Consider the following 21,539-nt stretch of genomic DNA (forward strand, 5'->3'; position numbering starts at 1 on the left):
GCCCGCACCCGCGCGCAGCATCCCTTCGAAGGGCGCGCCGCAGGGGCCGCCCGATACGCCGTGGTGGCGTTGCTCGCGATGCCGGCGGGTGTCCTGGCGCAAAAAAAAGCCCGGACCGCGCAAGCGTATCCGGGCTCTCGGGGAAGGGTGGGCTCAGCCGCCGCGCAACCAGTGCTGATACGGCTCGCGCGTCACGTCGGAGACCGAGGCCAGCACCTTCTGGTGGTTGACCTGATGGCGCAGCATCAGGCGCGCGTCGGCGACCGCGCGCGACTTGCAGAACCAATGACAGCTGTGCTGCAGCAGATAGAGCTCGGCCGACAGGTGATAGGCGCGTGCCTTGGAATCCCAGCCCGCTTCATTGTCGACCACGTACGTCATGCCGTCGGCGTGGATCTGCACCAGCGTACGGAAGTCGCGCAGCATGGCGTTGGGCAGGAAGCGCTCGGCAAACGGCACGCACAGCGACAGCGTGGTCATGCTGGTGGCATTGGCGGACTCATCGGCCAGGCTCTTGGCCAACGCGCGCACTTGCCCCGCCATCGCGCGCTCGGATTGGGCAAACGTCTCCAGCACCTGCAACTGACGCGACTCGTCCGTCTCGCGGATCGCGCGGGCATAACCCTGCGTCAGCGTCTCCATGTGCCGCTCGAGCTGCAGATTGGCCAGGTGGCGGCCGAGCAGGCCGATGCGCGAACGCTGGTACTGCACGCGCAGAAACTGCCATACGGCGAACATCAGCAGGAGGGAGAGTGCAATATCCATCGAAAACCTTTGAGACGAGCCAGGGTGCTGCGGGCCGATCGAAGCGCAATATAAAAGGCCCAGACTTCGCAAAGTTTGGGCCTTTTGGAAATCCGAGCGGGGCGCAAATATCGTCGTGCGCTGGGTCTTGATCCCCTGGAACCGTGTTCCTTCAGGAGAACCAAGGCGGCCTCGGATTGTAGCCGCATTTCCCACGTCGCCCGTGTCGGGTACAGGGAAGAGGAATTCGCCGTCATCGCGTCCAGGCAAGCTGCCGCAGGCGGGGCTGCGGCCTGCCACGCAATCACGCGTCTTCAAATGAATCAGGTCGCGTAATCGAGAGGGCGATGACTGGGCGCGGCCGTCGAACGGTAAGCGAAGGCGAGTTATCTTAGGTACGAACCAGGTAAAGCGTTCTCGCGGACCTATCAGGGCAGTGGTTGAGAATCAACCGGTGCGCATCACTTTTTTGCTGTTCTACACGCGGGGTACTGGCTAGCTATTTCTCCCTCGCAAGTGCCAGTGTAGTGATATCCCTTCTTCATCATGCAGTACTGCAGATCATCAAACTTGCTATCGAAGACCTCCCTTGCCGTTCTGCCATTTAGTTCATCCTCGGAAACTCCGTATTCGCCAATATAGGATCCACCACAGTCCATCCAATCCTTGCGCCGAAGATCAACATTTGCCGATTCCTTCTCCCATTCATCTCTTGTGGGAGTTGGATACAGAAGTTTTTGATAGGCTTCTCGATCGCAATAGGCCAATGGTGTCTGGGGGCCACAAATTGTTCCATTGCCAATGGCGCAACCCGAAAGCACGACAATCAAGACAGCCCCTGGCACAAAGGTTCTGATCGTGAGTGAATTCATCCTGATGCCTCGATGAGTGCAGCGATCGCTTGCCAGACTTCAGGTGGCAGAGCTTCCGACATCGCAAAGGGCGCTGCGGGAGCTATCGCGATAACGGGCCATGTATTTTGTGCTTATCCACCTGCTAAAAATCAAACGGCCCGTCACCTGTTCCTCGCCTTGCACGCAGGAAACTGGCTGGCGATCTCTCCCTCGCAACTGCTTGTGTAGCGATATCCCTTCTTCATCATGCAGACCTGCATCTCATCAAACTTGATGCCCGCGGCCTCCAGGATTTCCCTGCCGTTAAGTTCGCTGTCCGAAATCGAGTACCCGCCGTCAAGGTCTCCCCTGCAATCGATCCAATCCTTCTTCCGTTCATCACTATTTGCCGACGCTTTCTCCCATTCATCCCTGATCGGAGTCGGATGTACCAGCTTTTGATAGGCCTCTCGATCGCAATATGCCGGTGATGTTAGCGGGCCGCAAATTCTGCCATTGCCGATGGTGCAACCCGAAAGCGTAACGATCAGGGCAGCTCCCGGAACAAAGGCTTTGATGGTAAGGATGTTCATCTTGATGCCTCTATGAGGACGGAGATGGCCTGCCCTGTCAGAACGTGACGCGGTTATTGTCAGAGGTGCGAACCCACCAAGGCGTTTTCGCAGACCTATCAGGGCAGAGGTTGAGAATCAACCGGCGCCCGTAACCTGTTTCTCGCCTTGCACGCCGGAAACTGGCTGGCAATCTCTCCCTTGCAACTGCTTGTGTAGCGATATCCCTTCTTCATCATGCAGCGCTGAATGTCATAGAACTTGATTCGGGAAGCCTCTTCAATTGACCTGCCGTCCATATCCTTTTCCGAAATTCCGTAGTCCCCGTTAACACTCCCGCCACAGTCCATCCAATCCTTCTTCCGTTCATCACTATTTGCCGATGCCTGCTCCCATTCATCCCTGATCGGGGTCGGATGTACCAGCTTTTGATAGGCCTCTCGATCGCAATACGCCGGTGATGTTAGCGGGCCGCAAATTCTGCCATTGCCGATGGTGCAACCCGAAAGCGTAACGATCAGGGCAGCTCCCGGAACAAAGGCTTTGATGGTAAGGATGTTCATCTTGATGCCTCTATGAGGACGGAGATGGCCTGCCCTGTCAGAAGGTGATGCGATGATTGTCGGAGGTGCGAACCCGCCAAAGCGTTCTCGCAGACCTGTCAGGGCCAGAGGTTGAGAATCCGACGGCGCTCGTCACCTGTTTCCCGATTTACACCCAGGGTGTTGGCGGGCAATTTCTCCCTGGCAAGGGCCGGTGTAGTGATATCCCTTCTTCATCATGCAGACCTGCATGTCATCAAATTTGATTCGGGCAGCCTCTAGTCCTGTCCTGCCATTCATTTCTTTTTCGGAGATCCCATATTCACCACCCAGATTCCCGCCGCAGTCCATCCAATCCTTGCGGCGGTCATCACTAGTTGCTGACGCCATCTCCCAGTAATCCCTTGTCGGAGTTGGATGTACCAGTTTTTGATAGGCCTCTCGATCGCAGTACGCTAATGGTGTCTGGGGACCACAAATTGTCCCGTTGCCGATGACGCAACCAGAAAGCATCGCGGCGAGGGCAACTCCTGGCACAGAGGTTCTGATAGTGATTGAATTCATCTTGATGCCCCGATGAGTGCAGAGATCGCTTGCCAGACTTCAGGTGGCAAAGCTTCTGACATCGCAAAGGGCGCTGCTGGAGCTATCGCGATAACGGGCCATGTATTTTGTGCTTATCCACCCGCTAAAAATCAAACGGCCCGTCACCTGTTCCTCGCCTTGCACGCAGGAAACTGGCTGGCAATCTCTCCCTTGCAACTGCTTGTGTAGCGATATCCCTTCTTCATCATGCAGACCTGCATCTCATCAAACTTGATGCCCGCGGCCTCCAGGATTTCCCTGCCGTTAAGTTCGCTGTCCGAAATTGAGTACCCGCCGTCAGGGTCTCCCCTGCAGTCGATCCAATCCTTCTTCCGTTCATCACTATTTGCCGATGCCTTCTCCCATTTATCCCTGATTGGAGTCGGATACAGCAGCTTTTGATAGGCCTCTCGATCGCAATATGCCGGTGATGTTAGCGGGCCGCAAATTCTGCCATTGCCGATGGTGCAACCCGAAAGCGTAACGATCAGGGCAGCCCCCGGCACAAAGGCTTTGATGGTAAGGATGTTCATTTTGATGCCTCTATGAGGATGGAGATGGCCTCCCAGACTTCCGATGGCAGAGCTTCCGACATCGCGAAGGGCGCTGCTGGAGCAAGTGCAATGAGCGACCATGCATCTTGTGCGTTGGAAATAAACTTCGAACGGCCACGGCGGGCATTTCCTTCCTTGTCGTAAAGTCCGCTCAATTTCCCGCCGATCATGTCGTGTGGCCCGGCGAATGCCTCGACGATCTTGTCCGCCAGACTTCCTGCGACATACTGAATCCCGAACAATGTTCCCTTCGCTCCCTGAATTCCACCGGTGGCTCCGATTGCTCTTTTTCCTTCGTCGCTTTCTAGGAACTGTTCCAAGGTCATTTCCAGCGACTTGGAATCAAATTTGACGATATTGTTTCTGTCGCGCTGCAGCGATCCATCCGAGTTCGCAACGCATCGCTCATTCTCCACGCCGCAAACAATATCCAGATCAATTCGAGTGCCCCCCAGCTTCTTCCCGTCGCCATCGACACCCTCGCTGACTCCCGAGATGTTGCTCAACGGGACATTGCTGCCGTCGGTGATGCCGGCAAACTTCTTCGAGTCCTCTATCATCAGCCTGCGCATTTCGCTGGCTGCCGCGGAGAGGGATTCTTTGGTGACGGCCGAGGCGCCTGATCCTGTCACCGCGCCGATCAGGACGTTGAGTGCGCGCTCTTGCAGCTTGAGGTCTCGAAGCTCGGCTTCGACTGCCGCCTTCGCTTGCGGATCCTTTTCCGCGGCCTTGAGTTTTTCCTGAAGCCCGGCGCGCTCGCGCTGCGCATACTGGTGCACCTGCGAATACGCCTGCTGCGAGAATGCCGCCGCGATTTCGGCCTGGGCCTTCACCTGGGCGGCGAGCTTCTCCGGGTCCCAGTTCCGGGTCAGCCCATGGGCGCTGTCGCCGGTGCGCACCTCGCGGTCCAGGCTGGACACGGCTTGTTCGGCGGTCTTGCCGGTTTCGGCATGCTGGGCGGTGTGATCGCGGATCTCGGTGACGCCAGCGCTGATGCCGCTGCGGGTGGTGCTGTGCTCGCTGCCGTGCTTCTTGACGTAGCCGGGGGCGCCGGCGTTTGCGCCGGTGCCGAAGTTCTGCCACGACCATTCGCTGCCTTGGCCTGCCACGTTGCTGGCGGGCGCGGCGTCGGATGTCCCGGCCGCGCCCTCGCTCTGGGGACTGGCGTCCGCCTTCCTGTCGCCCGCGCCCATGCCGAAGCCCCCGGACACGCTCGCGCCCGTCGCCCGGTAGGCGCTGCGGTTCTCGAGGTCGCCCGCGGTCAGGGTGCGGGTGCTGAGGCGGTTCAGGCCGTCTTGCACGGCTTTGTCCGTGCTGGCGATCACGGCGCCTTTGAGGCGGGTGTCGCCGTCGACCTCGACGTCGAAGCCGCCGTCGCCCGCCTGGATGCCGCTTTGCTCGCGCACGCTGGCGAAGTCGCCATCGACCTTGGACTTGCCGTAGCTGGCACTGGCCGCAAAGCCGACGCCGGCGGTGACGCTGCCGCCGATATTGCTGTCCTTGCTCTTGAAACGGCTGGTGTCCTGCAGGCTTTCGATATCGAGATTGCCTCCGACGTCCGCCGCCACCTGCCTGCCGCGCGCGACGGCGCCGCGCAGATGGGTGTCGCCACCGGATTCCAGGGTGAGCGTGTCGCCCGCATCGACGTGGGTGTGGGTCCAGGTGACATCCTGGCCTTTGCCGCTGCCCTTGCCGCGGCTGGCGTTGGCGGTGACGCCAAAGCCGACGCCGTTGGCGCCCACCGAGATCGCCACACCGACACCGCCGCTGGACTGGCTGCTGTCGCGTCTGGTCTCGACCGTGTTGCGGGCGGCCAGCAGATCGATGTCGCCGTCCGCCCTCAGGCGGGCGCTGCCGCCCGCGCGCAGCGTGCTGCCACGCACCGTCAGGTTGGCATCGTCGCCCGCGCCGGTGGCGCTGATGCGCATGTTGCGGCCGGCCACCACGGTGGAGCCGGCCGCCGTGTCGTAGTGCGTGCTGGACTGGCTGTCGTTTTTGCTGGCGCCGGCCGTGATGGAGATGCTGATGCCGCCGGCAGTGTCGGGGCTGGCCTGGACGGCGGTGATGGCGTTCATGGCGCTCATGCCGGTCGTGGCGGCCGCCAGCGCCTTCATGCGGGTATCGGCGGCGTCGTCGGCGGCCCGCTTCATCTGCTGGCCGGTCTGCACCGCCGATATCACCGGCGCGGTCAGGGCGACCGTCAGGCCGGACTGGCGGAATTTGCTTTGCTGGGCGCTGGTGCCGGTTTCCCGGGCCTCGACGATGTCGGCCTTCCTGGCGCGGATGTCGACGTCGCCCTTGGGCGCGACGACATGGCTGCCGGTCTGCTGGTAGTGGTCGCCCGCGACCAGCGCCACGTCGCCGCCGGTCGCGCCGACGGTCGAGGCCGCGGCACGGGTGCTCGCGCTGTTGCGGTCGCCGCTCTGTGTCCGGTTGCCCAGGGTGACGGCGAGCCCACCGTCGTAGAGAAAGCCGCTCTTGCGCGATTCCTTGAAATGGCTCTCCTTGCGGGTCTCGGTGGCGGCCTGGAGGGTCAGGTCGCGCTTTGCCACGACGACCGTGCGAGCGTCCGAGACCACATTGCTGCCGGTGATCGTGACGTCCCGCCCCTGGACCGCCACGGTGTTGCCGCTGAAGGTGGTGGACACCGCCCGGGTTTCCGCCAGGCTCTCGCGGGTGGTCCGCCGGCTGGCGCCCAGCAGGCCCTTGAACGTGTGTTGCCGGCCCTCGCTCCAGTCGTTGCCGGCTTGGCCGGCCCGGATGTCCACGTCGCGCCGGGCCACCGTCACCACGGCGCCGCGCTCGCTGTTGACGTGGGCGGCGGTGGCGCTCAGGTCGCGGCCGGCTTGCAGGCGCACGTCGCCGGCCGTCTCGATGCGGGTGCCGACCTCGCGCCGCTCGCCCTGCCTGAGATAGTTGCTGGCATTGCGCACATTGCTTTCGTGCTCGGCAACCGTGACGGTGCCGAGGCTCAGATCGCGCCCGGCGACGATGGCGGTCTGCCCGTGCTCGCCGCGGTTCACGACCCGGGCCGCGGCCAGCGTGGTGTCGCGGCCCGCCGTCACCAGCAGGCGCCCGCCGGGCCGGCTCACGTACAGGCCTGCGACGCGATCGAGATGGGTCCGGCTGAAGTCGCTGAGGCCTGCCCGCCTGGCGTCGCTGCGGGTGGTGCTGCGCACCTCGAGGTCGCGGCCGGCATGGAGCAGGAGCGCCGAATCGGCCTTCATGGTGCCGCCGATGTTGTCGATGTCCGTCCTGGCGTCGAGCGCCACGGCATCGCCCGTGATGCGGCCACCGAGGTTGCGCAGGTTATCCGCGGTGAGCTTTACCGCGGTGCGTCCGGCCACCGTGCCCGAGTTGAGCAGATCGCCTTGGAGGTGCAGGTCGATGGCATTGGCGGCCATCAGCGTGCCGTTGGCGTCCAGGTCGCCCGGCTGCATGCGGACATACACCTGCGGGACCAGCGCACGCGTGGTGCTGCCGTCGGCCAGGGTGACGACGCGCTCCACGAGCCAGACGATATCGCTCGTGAGCTGGGCCATCTGTGCCGCGCTGAGCGCGATGCCGGGACGCAGTTTCCATGCCCTCGCATAGGTGGCGCCTGCGTCCAGCAGCGCGCGGTACTGCGCCTCGTCGTTGGCGTAGCCGGCGAGGAAGCGGCGGCCGGTCAGCTGGTCTATCTGGTCGCGCACCAGTTGCTGCTCGTAGTAGCCGTCGCCCAGGCGCTTGTGTGTGGTGGTCGGGTCGTAGCCCAGCTGGGACAGCAGGTAGTCGGAACTGAGCCAGTTGCGATAGTTGGTGAATCGCGGGTCGGTTTCGATGAGGTAGCCCGCGGCCGCGGGGCCCGCGCGAAACAGGCTGTTGGCAGGGACTTCGGTGTCCACCCGCACCGTGCGTATGACGGCGGGCGCGTTGCCCTGGGCGTTCTCGACGGACTCGGCCGTGCCGGCGCCGGATGGGCCGCCGGCGCTGCTCTGGCCGGTGTGGCGGCCGTCCACGGTAAAGCCGCTGCCGCTGCCGGCCGCGTTCTGCGCGATCTTCGAGACGTCGAGCGCAATGGTCTGCACGATGTCGGCGGGCGTGTAGGCGATCCGGTCATCCCATTTGCGCTGGTGGTAGCGTCGGGTGCCGCCGCGCCACTTGCTGTACGTGAACTGGCTGGTGCCCACCTCGCGGATGATGTGCTCCCCGAAGGCGGCCTCGTTGTGCAGGTTAAGCAGGTCGCCCTGCAAGGTGCCGCCAGCGAGGATCCGGCTTTTGTCGTTGACCAGATCGTCCCCGCGCAGGCGCATGTCTGCGCCGGCGCGAATCATCGACGGCGCGCTTTCGGTGACGTGGGTTTCGTACTCGGTGCGCGTGACGTCGTATTGCGTCCAACTGTCGACCTCGGCGCCGGTGGTCTTGTGCCGGTAGCGCCCGGCGCGGCTCCAGTGCTCCCAGCGGTATTCACCGATGTCGTGCTTGTCCGGGGCGCTTTCGGGCTGGATGAGCATGCTGCGGGTGGGGCCGCCGACCAGGGCCGACACCGTGCTGAAGTGCAGGTTGCGATTGAGCAGGCGGCGGGTGTCGATGGTCAGGCCGCCCAACGATTCGATGATGGCGCTGGCGTTGCGCACCAGGCCGGCGCGGCCGGTCGCGTGATGGTCCGCGTCCAGCGCGCCGCCGATGTTGAGCGCGTCGCTGCCGCGACCGGCGCTGAAGATGAGGGCCTGTTCCCGGTTGTCGAGGGCGCCGGCACCGATGTCCAGGCGCTGGCGCGCCGCGATGGTCGGGGCGTGGCCCGCTTCGTCGCGGTTGTCGAGCGTGCCGGCCTGGATGGCCAGGTGATCGCCGTAGATTCGCCCGGTGCCGACGTTGTCCAGGGTGCCGGCGTCGATGCGGGTCTGGCCGCCGTCGATGAGGCCGCGGTTGCTCAGCGTGTCGCGCGCAATCACGGTGCTGCGGTTGCCGCTCATTTCGCCGGTGGCGGCGTTGTCGATGTTGGTACCGCGCAGTTCGAGGTCGCCGGCCTGCACTACGCCGCGGTTGCTCAGCAGGCCCGCGGTACCGATGACCGCACGCCCATTGGCCCTGATCTCCTCGAGGTTGGTGAAATCCTGCCGGAGGATGAGGCTCAGGTCGCCCCTGGACAGCAGGCTGCCGTCGCCGCCCAGGCTGCCGGCGCTCACGCCCAGGGATCGGCCGGCGAGCAGCGTGCCGCGCTGGTTGATGACGCGATCGGCGGCGACCTCGATGCGGCCGTCCGAAAGGATGTTGCCGCGGGCATTGACGAGCGTTCCGGCGCGAATGTCGAAGCCGGCATGGCTCGCCAGGGTGCCGTCGCCATTGTCCAGCTGCGCCCTGGCCTCGATGCGGCCTGCGGCCTCGCCGCTGTGCAGAACGGTGCCGGCGCGGTTGGAGACGTCCTGCGCGACCAACGAGAAGGCGCCCGCCACCTGCAGCTGGCCGGCGTCGTTGTCGAGTCGGCCGACCGCGATGCGGGCATCGGCTGCGACCTTGATCTCGCCTTTGTGGTTGCCGAGGTCGCCGCCGCTCACGTGGAGCCGGCGCAGGCCGAGGTGGCCGCCGTCGTTGTCGATGCCTGCGGTGGCCGCCACGTCGATACCGCCGCCGGCCATGATGCGGCCGTCCTCGTTATCCAGCGTGGCGGCGATGACCAGCTCGCCGTCGGCCAGCGACGCACCATGCGTGTGGGACGGACGAACCGCTCCGCCGGCGGCGTCGTCACCCCGCGCGCCGTGGGTTTGCCCCGAGGTGCCCGGCGCTGCGGTGTCGCCCGGGTTTCGGGCGTTGTCCGGAGGCGTGGCGGCGTCGGCCGCCGCCAGACCGATGCGGCCGCCGGCACGGTTGGCGAGGAGGGCGGTGCGCAGCGTCAGGCCCTGGCTGCCGGTCTGCTCGATGGCGCCGCCGCGGTTCGTCAGCGATCGGGCATGGGCTGCGACGCGGCGCGCGTTCAGCGTGCCCCGGTCGTTGTCGATACTCCCGGGTGTGGACACCGCCAGGGTGCGGCCCGCGCTGATCGTGCCGGTATTGGTGATGCCGCCGCTCGCATCGATACGGACATCGGCCTGCGCCTGCATCGTGCCGCTGTTCTCGAGGCGGCCATCGGCGGTGACGACGAGCTGACCGATTTGCGCGCCCAGGGCGCCGGCGTTGCGCATGCCGACACCGTGCTCGGTGCCGACCAGCACGATCTTGCGGCTGTACATGCCGCCCAGCGCGCCGACATCCAGCGCGAACGCGGGGGCATCGCCGTCGGATGCGATCGTTCGTACCTCGGCGTGGTCGGCGTCGAGCGCGTTGGCGCCGGTGGTGACCTGCAGTCGCTGCGCCCAGATGCCGGCGTTCACCGCCACGGCTCGGGCGATCAGGTCGGCATACTGGGTATCGCGCGCGTCCATGCCTTGGCCCGAGATCCGGATGGTGCCCCCTTCGACGCGGTAGGCCTCCAGGCTCCCGCCGTTGAAGACCGGTGTGCCGGTGGTGAGGGTGGCGCGCTCGGCGTTGATGAAGCCGCAGCCGTCGCAGGAGATGCCGGTGGGATTCGCGATCACGAGCTGGGCGCGCTCGCCCGCGACCTCGACGTAGCCCCGCAGCAGGCTCGGGTTGCTGGAATTCACTTCGTTCAGGATCACGCGCGCGGCGCCTGTGGCCAACCAGGGATTGCCTTGCACCCAGCCACCCAGTTGCGTGCGGGTATTGGTGCGGGAGTTGTTGAGCACCGCGCCGGGGTGGTCGACGTCGAATTGCCGGTACGTGTTGCGCGAAACGCCGGCGGCGCTGGGCGTCTGGATGTTCACCAGGAGCACGCCGTTGGCGGCGCGCAGCACGGTCGGGCGCTGCTGTGCGGGCGCGTCGGGATCCGCGACGATCTGTGCGCCGGCCATCGGCACGACGAGCGCCTGGCCCAGCGCGATCGCCAGGGCGAAGCGCAAGGGCAGGAGGGCGGCCAGGACTCGGCGACGCGCCGCCGCGGCTCCGGATGCGCCGGGACGCTTGCGGCGCGCCGTTTCTGCGACGACCTGCAACACGCCCAACGCGCGGTTGAAGACGATGCGGTGGAGGTTCCTGTTCATGCCATCTCCTTTATTGCGTGCGCAACTTCAGAGGGACCAGCTGAGGCTGAAGCCCGTCGTGAATGCGTCGGTCCTGAAACCCCCGGGCCGGAACAGCGGGGTGCCGGCAAACAGGTCCCAGTGGAAGCCCTTGACGCCACCTCGCAGGCCGATGACGGCCCCGGCCAGGTCGCGCCCGGGGAGCCAGCGCGTGGATGGGCCACCGACATGCCCGTAGTCGGCGCCGACGTAGAGCTCCTGGCCCGCGCCGAGCAGCAGGCCGAGTTCGTTGCGCCATACCCAGCCGCGGTCGCCCATCAGGGTCAGCTCGCCGCTGAAGCCGCGCACGGTGTAGCGCCCGCCGATGGAGAAGCGGTCCTGCGGCACCAGCGGTGTGCGATTCCATTGCGCGCGCCAACTGCCGATGTAGCGGACGTGTTGCGTTCCGAGCCTCAAGGGAAGCGTCAATTGGGCGTCTGCGGAGATCACCTGCATGCGAGAGGTGCCTTCCCCGAACGCTTCCTCGGGCGCGGTCATCGCGTGGAAGGCGCCGGTGCCGCGCCGGTAGGAGAGGCTCGCATCGAGCGTGCTTGCGCCCAGGTACTCGCGGTGCGTGAGCCCCAGTTCCCAGCCGCCGCTGCGGCGACGCTGGACCGCGATTTCCGTGTCGTCGATGAAGTTGCTCGACGTGCGCATCCAGGCGCGCAGGTAGAGGGCCGTCTTGCGCGTGGCATCGCGATGGATGAGCCGCGACAGCCGCACTTCGGCGTTGCTGCTGGTGCCGCTGTAGCGATAGCGCTGGCTGTAGCCGGCCACGGTCTGCCGGTAGTCGTAGGCGCTGGCGGTGGCGCCGAGCGTCCAGTAGCCGTAAGGCACGCTGTAATGGGCGGTGTAGGCCCGGGTGCCTTTGCCCTTACCGTTGAAGACGTCGTGGTTGACGTAGGCGTAGAACAGGTCGTTCCACATGAGCAGGTCATCGAGCGAGAGCGTGAGCCCGCCCTGCAGCCTGCCCGTGGCTTTGCTGCCGGCGTCGTCCAGGAAGACGGACAGCCTGACCGGCGGGGAGCGCTGGCGCCAGGCGATGACCAGATCGCTTTCGCCGGGCCCGGCGTCCTCGCCCTCGGCCGGTACGATCCGGATGTCTGCCTCCACCGTGGGCACGCGCTTGAAGTTCTCGAGCGCCTGTTCGATGTCACGCAGGTCGAGCAGGTCGCCGCGCCTGGCCGGCACGGCGTTCCATGCGGTGGCCTTGCGCGAGGTGCCGGCGGCATAGCGGATGGCACGAATGCGGCCGGGCACGAGGGTCAGCGTCAGGACGCCGGCATTCAGATCCTGCGGTGCCGCCAGCACGCGGGTGGTGACGAAGCCGCGGGCGACGATGGCATTCTGCACCCGGGCCATCACCCCGTTGATGCCGCGAGCGCCGAGACAGCGGCCGGTGGCGGGATCGTCTGTCGGATCTGCTGCCTTCAGTGCCCAGGCAAAGCGCGCGGCGTACTCGCCGTCCAGTCGAATCCGGGTAATGCGCAAGCACGGCGTGTCATCCGTCGGCAATCGCCCCGGCGGCGGCGCCTGCGACGGCGGCAAGCGCACGTCCGGCGCGGCTTCCTGCTGCTCGCGCAGCACCCGCTCGCGTTCCTGCTGGCGGAGATGCTCTTGTGCGGCGGCGTCGGGCAGGGGTTGTGGCAAGGCCGGAACGACGGGCGCCAGCGAGAGCAACAAGGCCCAAGGCATTCGCAGAATCCGAGTCCCCATTGCGGTCCTCACCCATGTCCGTTTGCGTCGCGTGCAAAAGCAGTCCCGCGCGGAAAGCGTGGCGCTCGACGTTGCTGGTCAGTCAGCGGTGAGGATAGATTTCGATTTGAATAAAGCGAACGCGAGAACGGTCCGAGTATTGATGGGGCGGTGACTTGGCGACGGGGGCTTCCCGACGCGCGGGAGGCACTGCGCCCCACCGGGGGAGGGTGGGGCGATTCGGACAGGGGTGTGGGAATCTTGTCGCACCCTGCCGGATCGAGGGGACGCTGGCCTGTGCTGGCGCGGGACGAAAAAAAAGGCCAAAACCGAGTTTTGGCCTTTCTTCGGTCATTCGTGGACTTGGGCGTCCAGGAACGAAAATTTGGAGCGGGAGACGAGTCTCGAACTCGCGACCTCAACCTTGGCAAGGTTGCGCTCTACCAACTGAGCTACTCCCGCATGGAGTGGTACTGCCGTACTGCTTGATGCCGGTCTGATCGTCTAAACGCTGCAGTTTTTTTGCAATATCGTTTCAACGACAGGCGCGCATTCTACATGGTTTTTTCGGTTTTGCAAACTTGCCTGGAAATTTTCATTTCGCTGTACTTGCTTGCCCCGCCTGCCTGCGTATGCCCCACCGAGAGCAGGATCCGCAGTTCCATGCAGCTTTGCTCTTGCCCGATCCGAAATCAGCCGGTGATCGAAGTCACCGTGGTCGAATCGAGTAATATGAGCGAAGACCAAGACTATAGCATAACCAATCGTATCGATGTCAATCTCCGCAGTGCCCGATCTCGAAAAATCCCTGCACCCTGCCGCGCAGGACCTGACCGCGCTCAATACGCTGGGGCTGGAATGCGCCGCGCGTGCCTGCGTCACGCTCGATGACGTGGCGCAATTGCCGGCGCTGTCGCAGCTGGCGCAACGCTACCGCTCCGTGCTGGTGCTGGGCGGGGGCAGCAATATGGTGCTGCCGCGAGACGTCGACGGCCTGGTGCTGCGGGTGGCCTTGCGCGGCGTGCGGTTGCTGGAGGCGCGGACCGACGCCTGGATCGTCGAGGCCGCCGCGGGCGAGGTCTGGCACGGATTCGTGACCGAGACGCTCGCGCGCGGCTGGGACGGGCTGGAGAACCTGGCGCTGATCCCCGGCACCGTGGGCGCCAGCCCGGTGCAGAACATCGGCGCCTACGGGGTGGAGCTGGCGGACCGGTTCGAGAGCCTGCTCGCCTGGGATCTGGCGCAAGGCCGCATGGTCGAGATGAATGCCGCCGAGTGCGGCTTCGCCTATCGCGACAGCTTCTTCAAGCACCAGCCGGCCGGGCGCTGGGTCATCACGGCCGTGCGCTTCCGGCTGCCGCGTCCGTGGCGTGCGGTGCTGGGCTATCCCGACCTGCAGCGCCACGCCGGCCTCGCCGCCGCGATGGCGCAGGCGGCCGGCCCGACGGCGCGCATGATCTTCGATGCGGTCTGCGAAATCCGGCACGCCAAGCTGCCCGATCCGGCGCGTATCGGCAATGCCGGCAGTTTCTTCAAGAATCCGCTGGTCTCGCCGGAGCAGCGGGAGGCGCTGCTCGCGGCGCATCCCGGCCTGGTCTCGTATGCGCAGGCCGATGGCCGCTACAAGCTCGCGGCCGGCTGGCTGATCGATCAGTGCGGCTGGAAGGGGCGCGCACTGGGCGCCGCCGGCGTGCACGAACGGCAGGCGCTGGTGCTGGTCAATCGCGGCGGCGCGCGGGCCGACGACATCATGGCGCTGGCGGCCGCGATCCAGGCCGACGTGCAGGCGCGCTTCGGCGTGTTGCTGGAGCCCGAGCCGGTGGTGGTGGCCGGCGCCTGATCGTTGCGCGCGCAAATGAATAAAGCGGCCCGGAAGGCCGCTTTATTTTTTGGCATGCGCCGGGTTTACTCGCCCAGCACGGCCTGCATGTCGTACAGGCCGTTGTGCTTGCCTTCGAGGAAACGCGCCGCGCGCAGGGCGCCCTGCGCGTAGGTCACGCGGCTGCTGGAGCGGTGCGTGATCTCGATGCGTTCGCCGGGGCCGCAGAAATACACGGTGTGGTCGCCGACGATGTCGCCGCCGCGCACCACCGAGAAGCCGATGGTGCCGGGTTTGCGCACGCCGGTGTCGCCGTGACGCGTCCAGGTGGCGACGTCGGGCAGGGCGACGTCCCAGGCCGAGGCCACCACTTCGCCCATCTTGAGCGCCGTGCCCGACGGCGCGTCGATCTTGTTGCGATGGTGGGCTTCGAACACCTCGACGTCGTAGCCGCTGTTGAGCAGGCGCGCGGCCAGGTCGAGCAGCTTGAACGTGGCGTTCACGCCCACGCTCATGTTGGGCGCCGACACCACGGCGATCTTCTGGGCGGCGACCTCGATCGCGGCGCGGCCGTTGTCATCGAAACCGGTGGTGCCGATCACGATGTTGGTGCCGTGCTTGATGCAGGCCTCGAGGTGGACCAGCGTGCCCTCGGGGCGCGTGAAGTCGATCAGGCAGTCGGCCTGGGCGAGCGCGTCGAGGTCGTCGGTGAGCAGCACGCCGGTGCTGCGGCCGACCGAGGCGCCGGCGTCCTGGCCGAGGCTGGGCGAGCCGGCACGGTCGAGCGCCACGGTCAGTTGCAGGCCTTCGGTGGCGAGCACGCCCTCGATCAGCATCTGTCCCATCCGGCCGCTGGCGCCGGCAATAGCAATACGCATGGTGTTCCTTGGATTACCTGATGGGCTCGGGCGAGGAGCCCGGCGCGCCCGGATACTGCGTGGCCGGGTTGGCGGGGGCGTTGATCTGCGGACGCGGGGCTTTCTCTTCGCTCTCGTCACGCTTTTCTTCGCGCGCCTCTTCCTTGTCGGTGCGCTTGAGCGCGGCGGCATCGGGCTTGTTGATCTGGAAGGGCTGCAGCTCGGGCTGCTCGTCGCCGCTCCAGCGGGTCAGGCGGTCGTTTTCGAACCAGACCGTGAACTGGCGCTCTTCGGCCTTGCCGTAGCCCGGCTTGAAGTAGTAGGGGTAGTCCCAGCGATCGCCGTGCAGCACGCTGGTGAGCGTGGGGCTGCCCAGCGCGAAGCGCACTTGCTCGCGCGTCATGCCTTGTTGGAGCAGGGCCACCTGCTCGCTGGTGATCCAGTTGCCTTGCTGGATGTCGGCCTTGTACGGGAAACCCCATTTGCCGCCGGAGCATGCGGTCAGGGCAGCCGCCAGGGCCACGGTCACCAGCACCGTCTTGACGGGCCGGAAGGGAATACGTGCAATCATGGACACTACGCGCCCCTATTATTGGAAACGAACAAAACCGTTATCATAAAGGTTTAATAACGAGTTCCGCAGCGCAGTGGGCATCTGGAAGCGCTGGCTTGCGGCCGGCTCGGTAACAAATCGGGGGTCAAGACCCGATCGGTTGCCCGTTCCGGACCAACTCGCAGCCGGTAGGTAGCGCGACGGCAGCCATGTCTGGCCGGCCGATGCGCACCGGATGCAGGGTAATTCCACCCAGCCCATGCCACCGCGGACGGAGAGCGATTACACCATGAGCGACCAAAGCGAATTGAAAAACATGGGTTTGAAGGCGACGTTCCCGCGCCTGAAGATTCTCGACATTTTCCGCAAGTCCGATCACCGCCACCTCAGCGCCGAAGACGTCTATCGCGCCCTGATCGGCGAGAGCGTCGAGATCGGTCTGGCCACCGTGTATCGCGTGCTGACCCAGTTCGAGCAGGCCGGCATCCTGAGCCGCAGCCAGTTCGACACGGGCAAGGCCGTGTTCGAGCTCAACGACGGCGACCACCACGATCACCTGATCTGCACCAACTGCGGCGCCGTGGTCGAATTCACGGATCCCGACATCGAGAAGCGCCAGCACAAGATCGCCAAGGACAACGGCTTCCTGCTCGAAAGCCATGCCATGGTGCTCTACGGCATCTGCGGCAACTGCCAGAAGTCGCGCTGATCCCCGCTTCGGGCCGCGCTTGCGCGGTCCGGCCTCGATCACACGAAAAAGCCCCCGGCGCGCTATGCGTGCCGGGGGCTTTTTTTGGCTTGCGGGCCACCCGCCTCGGAATCAGGCCGAGGCGAGCGGGCGCGTCATGGCGTCGAGCATTTCGCGCGCGTGTTCGCGCGTGGTGGCGGTGATCTGGATGCCGCCCAGCATGCGCGCCACTTCCTCGACGCGTTCGTCGTCGGAGAGCTCGGCGATGCGCGAGCGCGTGGTGCCGCCGGATTCGCTCTTGCTGACCCGGAACTGGGTGTTGCCGCAGGCCGCGACCTGGGGCAGGTGGGTGACGCACAGCACCTGATGGCGCGCGCCCAGCTCGCGCAGCAGCTTGCCCACCACCTCGGCGACCGCGCCGCCCACGCCGCTGTCGACTTCGTCGAAGATCAGCGTGGGCACGCGCGCGGCTCGGCTCGCGATGACCGACAGCGCCAGCGAGATGCGTGACAGCTCGCCGCCCGAAGCCACCTTGGCGAGCGGGCGCGGGGTGGTGCCGGCATGGCCGGCCACGAGAAAGTCGACCTGCTCGTTGCCGTGGGCGCTGGGCGCCGCGTAGGTGAGGGCGGCCTCGAAGCGGCCGCCGGCCATCGACAGGGTCTGCATGGCCTGGCTCACGAGCTTGCCGAGCTCCTTGGCGATCTTGCGGCGCGCGGTGGAGAGGCGGCCGGCGGCGGCGTCGTAGCGGGCCTGCGCAGCGTCGGTCCGGGCCTGCAGCGCCGCAACGTCGCCGGCGGCCGAGAGCTCGGCCAGGCGCGCGCTGCGCTCGGCCAGCAGGCCGGGCAGGGCCTCGGGCTCGCACTTGAACTTGCGGGCGGTCTCGAACACCGCGGACAGGCGGGCCTCGACGTCGGCGAGCCGCTGCGGATCGAGCTCGACGCGGCTGACGTAGTTGTTGAGGTCGGAGACGGCCTCGTCCATCGCGATGCGGGCGGACTCCAGCGCTTCGCCGATGCTGGCGAGGCCGGGGTCGTGGCGCTGCATCTGCGCCAGGCGGCTGCTGGCGCCGTTCAGACGGTGCAGCGCGGAATCCTCTTCGCCGTCGAGCGCTTCGATGATGAGGTTGGCGCCGTCGAGCAGGCTCTGCGCGTGCGCGAGCCGCGTGTGCTCGACCTGCAGGGCCTCCCATTCGCCGTCGCGCAGCCCGAGCTTCTCGAGCTCGTCGGCTTCCCATTGCAGCCGTTCGCGCTCGGCGGCGAGGGCGGCGGCATCCTGGGTGGCGGTTTCGAGCTGGCGCATCAGCGTGCGCCATTGCTTGAAGGCCTGGGCGACTTCCTGGCGTTGCTCGGCGTGGCCGCCGTGCGCGTCGAGCAGGTCGCGCTGGGCGTCGGGGCGCATCAGGCTCTGGTGCGCGTGCTGGCCGTGGATGTCGACCAGGTGTTCGCCGAGCTCGCGCAGCTGCGTGAGCGTGGCCGGCACGCCGTTGATGTAGGCGCGGCTGCGGCCCTGGGCGTCGATCACGCGGCGCAGCGTGAGCTCTTCGGCGGGCTCGAGCTCGCGTTCGGTGAGCCAGGCCTTGAGATGGGCCGGGCTGTCGAAGATGGCGCTGATGTCGGCGCGGCTCGCGCCTTCGCGCAGCACGGACGCGTCGCCGCGTTCGCCCAGCGCGAGCGCCAGGGCGTCGATCAGGATCGATTTGCCGGCGCCCGTTTCGCCGGAAAAGACGGTGAAGCCGGCGCCGAAATGGATCTCGGTGTGCTCGACGATGACGAAGTCACGGATGTGCAGGGTGCGCAACATGGCGAGCGCTGATGAAAGCCTATTCGTTGTCAGTGGCCTGCGGCATCTGATTCCAGTGCAGTTTGCGGCGCAGGGTGGAGAGGAAGCTGTAGCCCTGCGGGTGCACGAAACGCACGGTGTGCGGTGCCCGCTGGACGGTGATGCGGTCGCCCGGTTGGAGGTCCGACCAGGTCTGCATGTCGAAGTGGACGCTGGCGCCGACCTCGACGCGGCCCATGGCGGTGAGTGTCATGCTGAGCACGCCGCTGCCGGGGATCACGATCGGGCGGTTCGACAGGCTCTGCGGCGCGACCGGCACCAGCACCATGGCATCGAGGCCGGGGTGCAGGATGGGGCCGTTGGCCGACAGGGCGTAGGCGGTGGAACCGGTGGGCGTGGCGATGATCAGGCCATCGGCACGCTGCGTGTACATGTAGGCGTCGTCGAGCTCGACGCGCATCTCGATCATGCCGCCGCGGCCCGCGCGGTTGAGCACGACGTCGTTCAGGGCCGAGGCGGAGAACATCTCCTGCTCGCCGCGCCAGACGCTGCCTTGCAGCAGCGTGCGGTCTTCGATCTGGTAGTCGCCTTCGAGCACCCGGGCCAGCGCGCTTTGCGAATCGTGCAGCGCGATGTCGGTGATGAAGCCGAGCCGGCCGTGGTTGATGCCGACCAGCGGCACCCCGTAGGGCGCCAGGTAGCGCGCGACGCCCAGCACGGTGCCGTCGCCGCCCATCACCACGGCGAGCGCGGCGGCCCGCCCGATCTGCTCGAGCGTGGCCTCGGGATATTCGTGCACCCCGGTGTTGCGCGCCGTGTCGGCCTCGACCATGACCTGGCGGCCGGCCTGCGTCAGCATGTGTGCCAGCGCGCGCAGCGGTGCATCCAGGCCGGTGTCCTGGTAGCGGCCGATCAGGGCGACGGTGGGGAAGTGCATAGTGGCGCCGTAGGGAAGGGGAATCTGGTGTAGCTTATCAGGGCATTATATGGGGCCGCATATTGTGATGGCGGACAAAAATCGCCTAGCGCACAACTTTTCCCTAAAATACGCTCATGGATGACCGCGCACGTGCATTGCTCAAAGCGTTGATCGAACGCTACATCGCCGACGGGCAACCCGTAGGCTCGCGTACGCTTTCCAGGGTGTTCGATCTCTCCCCGGCCACGATCCGCAACGTGATGGCCGACCTCGAGGAGCTCGGGCTGATCCACAGTCCGCACACCTCGGCCGGCCGCATCCCCACGCCGCGCGGCTACCGCATGTTCGTCGATTCGCTGCTGGCGGTGCGGCCCTACCAGTTCGAGCCCGCCAACATCAGCGAGATGCTGCCGGTGGCCGAGCCGAGCCGGGCGGTCAACGCGGCCGCGGCCCTGCTGTCGAACCTCACCCAGTTCGCGGGGGTGGTGCTCACGCCCAAGCGGGCCCAGGTGTTCCGCCAGATCGAATTCATCCGGCTCTCCGACAAGCGCGTGCTGCTCATCATCGTCACGCCCGACGGCGACGTGCAGAACCGCATCATGTCGGTGCAGCGCGACTACGCCGACACCGAGCTGATCGAGGCCGGCAATTTCTTCAATGTGCATTTCTCGGGCAAGTCGTTCGACGCGGTGCGGCGCACGCTGGCCACCGAGCTGGCGCAGTTGCGCGAAGACATCTCCCGGCTGATGCAGGCCGCGGTCGAGGCCTCGGCCGAGGCCGCCGAAGATGGCGATGCGGTGGTGATCTCGGGCGAGCGCAAGCTGCTCGACGTGTCCGACATCGCCTCCGACATGGACCGGCTGCGCAAGATGTTCTCGCTGTTCGAGAAGAAGACCGACCTGCTGCAGCTGCTCGACGTGTCGAGCCGGGCGCAGGGCGTGCAGATCTACATCGGCGGCGATTCGCAGCTGGTGCCGATGGAAGAGGTGTCCGTCATCACCGCGCCCTACGGCGTCGATGGCAAGGTGGTGGGCACGCTGGGCGTGATCGGCCCGACCCGGATGGCATACGAGCGCGTGATCCCGATCGTGGACATCACCGCGCGTCTGCTCTCCAATGCCTTGAGCCACAATCAATAACCATAACCGGGGCCTGTCGTCCGCCTCTCGCGGGGAGGATGCACGGCCCGCCGAGAGGTGTTTCGTGTTTCTGCGCACGTTCAAGTATCTCTGGCCCGAGCGCTACCTGCCCGAGCCGCCGCAAGACGATCCTTTCAACGAAGATCCCGCGCCCAGCGGGCCGGGCCGCGTCGGCGTGCTGCTGGTGAACCTCGGCACGCCCGATACGCCCGCGCCGCGCGACATCCGCAAATACCTGGCCGAGTTCCTGTCGGATCCGCGCGTGATCGAGATCCCGCGCTACCTCTGGAAGCCCATCCTGCACGGCATCGTGCTGCGCGCGCGCCCCAAGAAGCTCGAGCCGCGCTATCGCGGCATCTGGCTCGAGGGCGGTTCGCCGCTGCTGGTCTACAGTCAGCGACAGGCCGAGGGCGTGGCGCGCACGCTGGCCGAGCGCGGCTACGACGTCGAGGTGGAGCTGGCCATGCGCTACGGCAACCCCTCGATTCCCGATGCCATCGCGCGGCTGCGGGCGCGTGGCTGCGATCACATCCTGACCGTGCCGCTCTATCCGCAGTATGCGGCGTCTACCTCGGCCACCGTGACGGACGCGGTCACGCGTTACGTGGGGCGCCTGCGCGACCAGCCCGCGCTGCGTTTCGTGAAGCGTTTCCACACCGACCCGGGCTGGCTCGATGCCCAGGCCGCCCGCATCCGCGACTTCTGGGAGACCCGCGGCCGGCCGCAGAAGCTGGTCATGAGCTTTCATGGCCTGCCGCGCTATTCGATCGAACTGGGCGACCCCTACTACCGCGATTGCCTCGAGTCGGCGCGCCTGCTGCGCGAGCGGCTCGATTTCCCGGCCGAGCATATCGAGGTCACGTTCCAGAGCCGGTTCGGTTCGGCGCGCTGGCTCGAGCCCTACACCGAGCCCACGCTCAAGGCCCTGGCCGAGGCGGGGGTGACGGAGGTGGACGTGGTCTGCCCAGGCTTCGTGGCCGACTGCCTGGAGACCCTCGAGGAAATCAGCGAGGAGTGCCGCGACGCTTTCCTGGCCTCCGGCGGCAAGCAGTTTCGTTACATCCCGGCGCTCAACGACGACGCGCGGTGGGTGGCGGGATTGACCGGCCTCGTGGAAAATCAATTGCAGGGATGGCCCGTGCGGCGAGCCTGAGGCCGCGCCCCGG

16 protein-coding genes and 1 tRNA gene are annotated in these 21,539 nt (G+C 66.1%); 4 read left to right on the forward strand and 13 right to left on the reverse strand.

The window, feature by feature from the left end:
• Positions 1 to 153 precede the first annotated feature (153 nt).
• The 9 genes from CEG14_RS05890 to CEG14_RS05905 all read right to left on the reverse strand — a co-directional run bounded on the left by CEG14_RS05890 (position 154) and on the right by CEG14_RS05905 (position 13,081).
• Positions 154 to 765: a hypothetical protein gene (locus CEG14_RS05890; protein ID WP_094825437.1), complete on the reverse strand. Its 612-nt coding sequence runs from the start codon at positions 763 to 765 to the stop codon at positions 154 to 156.
• A 440-nt stretch (positions 766 to 1,205) separates the two neighbouring features.
• Complete coding sequence (locus tag CEG14_RS25645) at positions 1,206 to 1,616, reverse strand: hypothetical protein (RefSeq protein WP_143277174.1); 411 nt, start codon at positions 1,614 to 1,616, stop codon at positions 1,206 to 1,208.
• A 143-nt stretch (positions 1,617 to 1,759) separates the two neighbouring features.
• A complete protein-coding gene (locus CEG14_RS25650) occupies positions 1,760 to 2,170 on the reverse strand; it encodes a hypothetical protein (RefSeq protein WP_143277175.1) in 411 nt (136 codons plus the stop codon).
• Positions 2,171 to 2,268: 98 nt separating this feature from the next.
• Positions 2,269 to 2,712, reverse strand: coding sequence for a hypothetical protein (locus CEG14_RS25655; RefSeq protein ID WP_143277176.1), 444 nt, complete (start codon positions 2,710 to 2,712; stop codon positions 2,269 to 2,271).
• A 132-nt stretch (positions 2,713 to 2,844) separates the two neighbouring features.
• Positions 2,845 to 3,255 carry a hypothetical protein gene (locus CEG14_RS25660; RefSeq protein ID WP_143277177.1) on the reverse strand — a complete coding sequence of 137 codons (411 nt, stop codon included), beginning with the start codon at positions 3,253 to 3,255 and terminating at the stop codon, positions 2,845 to 2,847.
• Between the two features lie 143 nt (positions 3,256 to 3,398).
• Entirely contained in the window at positions 3,399 to 3,809 is a 411-nt protein-coding gene (locus tag CEG14_RS25665; protein WP_143277178.1) for a hypothetical protein, read from the reverse strand.
• The gene (locus tag CEG14_RS05895; protein ID WP_094825438.1) at positions 3,806 to 10,906 is read right to left on the reverse strand and encodes a hemagglutinin repeat-containing protein; all 7,101 of its coding nucleotides are present in this window, start codon (positions 10,904 to 10,906) and stop codon (positions 3,806 to 3,808) included. The genes CEG14_RS25665 and CEG14_RS05895 overlap by 4 nt, the downstream gene beginning before the upstream one ends.
• 27 nt (positions 10,907 to 10,933) lie before the next feature.
• Positions 10,934 to 12,619, reverse strand: coding sequence for a ShlB/FhaC/HecB family hemolysin secretion/activation protein (locus tag CEG14_RS05900; RefSeq protein ID WP_179280548.1), 1,686 nt, complete (start codon positions 12,617 to 12,619; stop codon positions 10,934 to 10,936).
• Between the two features lie 386 nt (positions 12,620 to 13,005).
• A tRNA-Gly gene (locus CEG14_RS05905) sits at positions 13,006 to 13,081 on the reverse strand.
• A gap of 310 nt (positions 13,082 to 13,391) precedes the next feature.
• Here CEG14_RS05905 and murB point away from each other — a divergent pair.
• Positions 13,392 to 14,459, forward strand: a complete 1,068-nt coding sequence (murB, locus tag CEG14_RS05910; RefSeq protein WP_094825440.1) for a UDP-N-acetylmuramate dehydrogenase — start codon at positions 13,392 to 13,394, stop codon at positions 14,457 to 14,459.
• A gap of 65 nt (positions 14,460 to 14,524) precedes the next feature.
• Here the strand turns inward: murB and dapB are convergent, their stop codons facing one another.
• Both dapB and CEG14_RS05920 read right to left on the reverse strand, forming a co-directional pair.
• Entirely contained in the window at positions 14,525 to 15,316 is a 792-nt protein-coding gene (dapB, locus tag CEG14_RS05915; RefSeq protein WP_094825441.1) for a 4-hydroxy-tetrahydrodipicolinate reductase, read from the reverse strand.
• Between the two features lie 13 nt (positions 15,317 to 15,329).
• A complete protein-coding gene (locus CEG14_RS05920; protein WP_094825442.1) occupies positions 15,330 to 15,866 on the reverse strand; it encodes an outer membrane protein assembly factor BamE in 537 nt (178 codons plus the stop codon).
• A gap of 271 nt (positions 15,867 to 16,137) precedes the next feature.
• On the opposite strand from CEG14_RS05920, the gene fur reads away from it, so the two are divergent.
• Positions 16,138 to 16,557, forward strand: a complete 420-nt coding sequence (fur, locus tag CEG14_RS05925) for a ferric iron uptake transcriptional regulator (RefSeq protein WP_094825443.1) — start codon at positions 16,138 to 16,140, stop codon at positions 16,555 to 16,557.
• Positions 16,558 to 16,668: 111 nt separating this feature from the next.
• On the opposite strand, the gene recN is transcribed toward fur, so the two are convergent.
• Together recN and CEG14_RS05935 are read right to left on the reverse strand one after the other, a co-directional pair.
• Positions 16,669 to 18,336, reverse strand: a complete 1,668-nt coding sequence (gene recN, locus CEG14_RS05930) for a DNA repair protein RecN (protein WP_094825444.1) — start codon at positions 18,334 to 18,336, stop codon at positions 16,669 to 16,671.
• Between the two features lie 19 nt (positions 18,337 to 18,355).
• Positions 18,356 to 19,252: an NAD kinase gene (locus tag CEG14_RS05935; protein WP_094825445.1), complete on the reverse strand. Its 897-nt coding sequence runs from the start codon at positions 19,250 to 19,252 to the stop codon at positions 18,356 to 18,358.
• A gap of 116 nt (positions 19,253 to 19,368) precedes the next feature.
• Between CEG14_RS05935 and hrcA the strand changes: the two genes are divergently transcribed.
• Together hrcA and hemH are read left to right on the forward strand one after the other, a co-directional pair.
• The gene (gene hrcA, locus CEG14_RS05940) at positions 19,369 to 20,373 is read left to right on the forward strand and encodes a heat-inducible transcriptional repressor HrcA (protein ID WP_094825446.1); all 1,005 of its coding nucleotides are present in this window, start codon (positions 19,369 to 19,371) and stop codon (positions 20,371 to 20,373) included.
• 64 nt (positions 20,374 to 20,437) lie between these two features.
• Positions 20,438 to 21,526, forward strand: a complete 1,089-nt coding sequence (hemH, locus tag CEG14_RS05945; protein ID WP_094825447.1) for a ferrochelatase — start codon at positions 20,438 to 20,440, stop codon at positions 21,524 to 21,526.
• The last annotated feature ends 13 nt before the right edge of the window (positions 21,527 to 21,539 follow it).

This window comes from Bordetella genomosp. 1, from assembly GCF_002261335.1.
Classification (GTDB): Bacteria; Pseudomonadota; Gammaproteobacteria; order Burkholderiales; family Burkholderiaceae_B; genus Bordetella.

Excerpts from the sequence above, each read along its gene's own strand:
- hrcA (WP_094825446.1), top strand. The coding sequence starts at position 19,369 with ATGGATGACCGCGCACGTGCATTGCTCAAAGCGTTGATCGAACGCTAC.
- CEG14_RS25645 (WP_143277174.1), bottom strand. The coding sequence starts at position 1,616 with ATGAATTCACTCACGATCAGAACCTTTGTGCCAGGGGCTGTCTTGATT.
- dapB (WP_094825441.1), bottom strand. The coding sequence starts at position 15,316 with ATGCGTATTGCTATTGCCGGCGCCAGCGGCCGGATGGGACAGATGCTG.
- fur (WP_094825443.1), top strand. The coding sequence starts at position 16,138 with ATGAGCGACCAAAGCGAATTGAAAAACATGGGTTTGAAGGCGACGTTC.
- CEG14_RS05895 (WP_094825438.1), bottom strand. The coding sequence starts at position 10,906 with ATGAACAGGAACCTCCACCGCATCGTCTTCAACCGCGCGTTGGGCGTG.
- murB (WP_094825440.1), top strand. The coding sequence starts at position 13,392 with ATGTCAATCTCCGCAGTGCCCGATCTCGAAAAATCCCTGCACCCTGCC.
- CEG14_RS25650 (WP_143277175.1), bottom strand. The coding sequence starts at position 2,170 with ATGAACATCCTTACCATCAAAGCCTTTGTTCCGGGAGCTGCCCTGATC.
- CEG14_RS25655 (WP_143277176.1), bottom strand. The coding sequence starts at position 2,712 with ATGAACATCCTTACCATCAAAGCCTTTGTTCCGGGAGCTGCCCTGATC.
- CEG14_RS25660 (WP_143277177.1), bottom strand. The coding sequence starts at position 3,255 with ATGAATTCAATCACTATCAGAACCTCTGTGCCAGGAGTTGCCCTCGCC.
- CEG14_RS05935 (WP_094825445.1), bottom strand. The coding sequence starts at position 19,252 with ATGCACTTCCCCACCGTCGCCCTGATCGGCCGCTACCAGGACACCGGC.
- CEG14_RS25665 (WP_143277178.1), bottom strand. The coding sequence starts at position 3,809 with ATGAACATCCTTACCATCAAAGCCTTTGTGCCGGGGGCTGCCCTGATC.
- CEG14_RS05890 (WP_094825437.1), bottom strand. The coding sequence starts at position 765 with ATGGATATTGCACTCTCCCTCCTGCTGATGTTCGCCGTATGGCAGTTT.
- recN (WP_094825444.1), bottom strand. The coding sequence starts at position 18,336 with ATGTTGCGCACCCTGCACATCCGTGACTTCGTCATCGTCGAGCACACC.
- CEG14_RS05900 (WP_179280548.1), bottom strand. The coding sequence starts at position 12,619 with ATGCCTTGGGCCTTGTTGCTCTCGCTGGCGCCCGTCGTTCCGGCCTTG.
- CEG14_RS05920 (WP_094825442.1), bottom strand. The coding sequence starts at position 15,866 with ATGATTGCACGTATTCCCTTCCGGCCCGTCAAGACGGTGCTGGTGACC.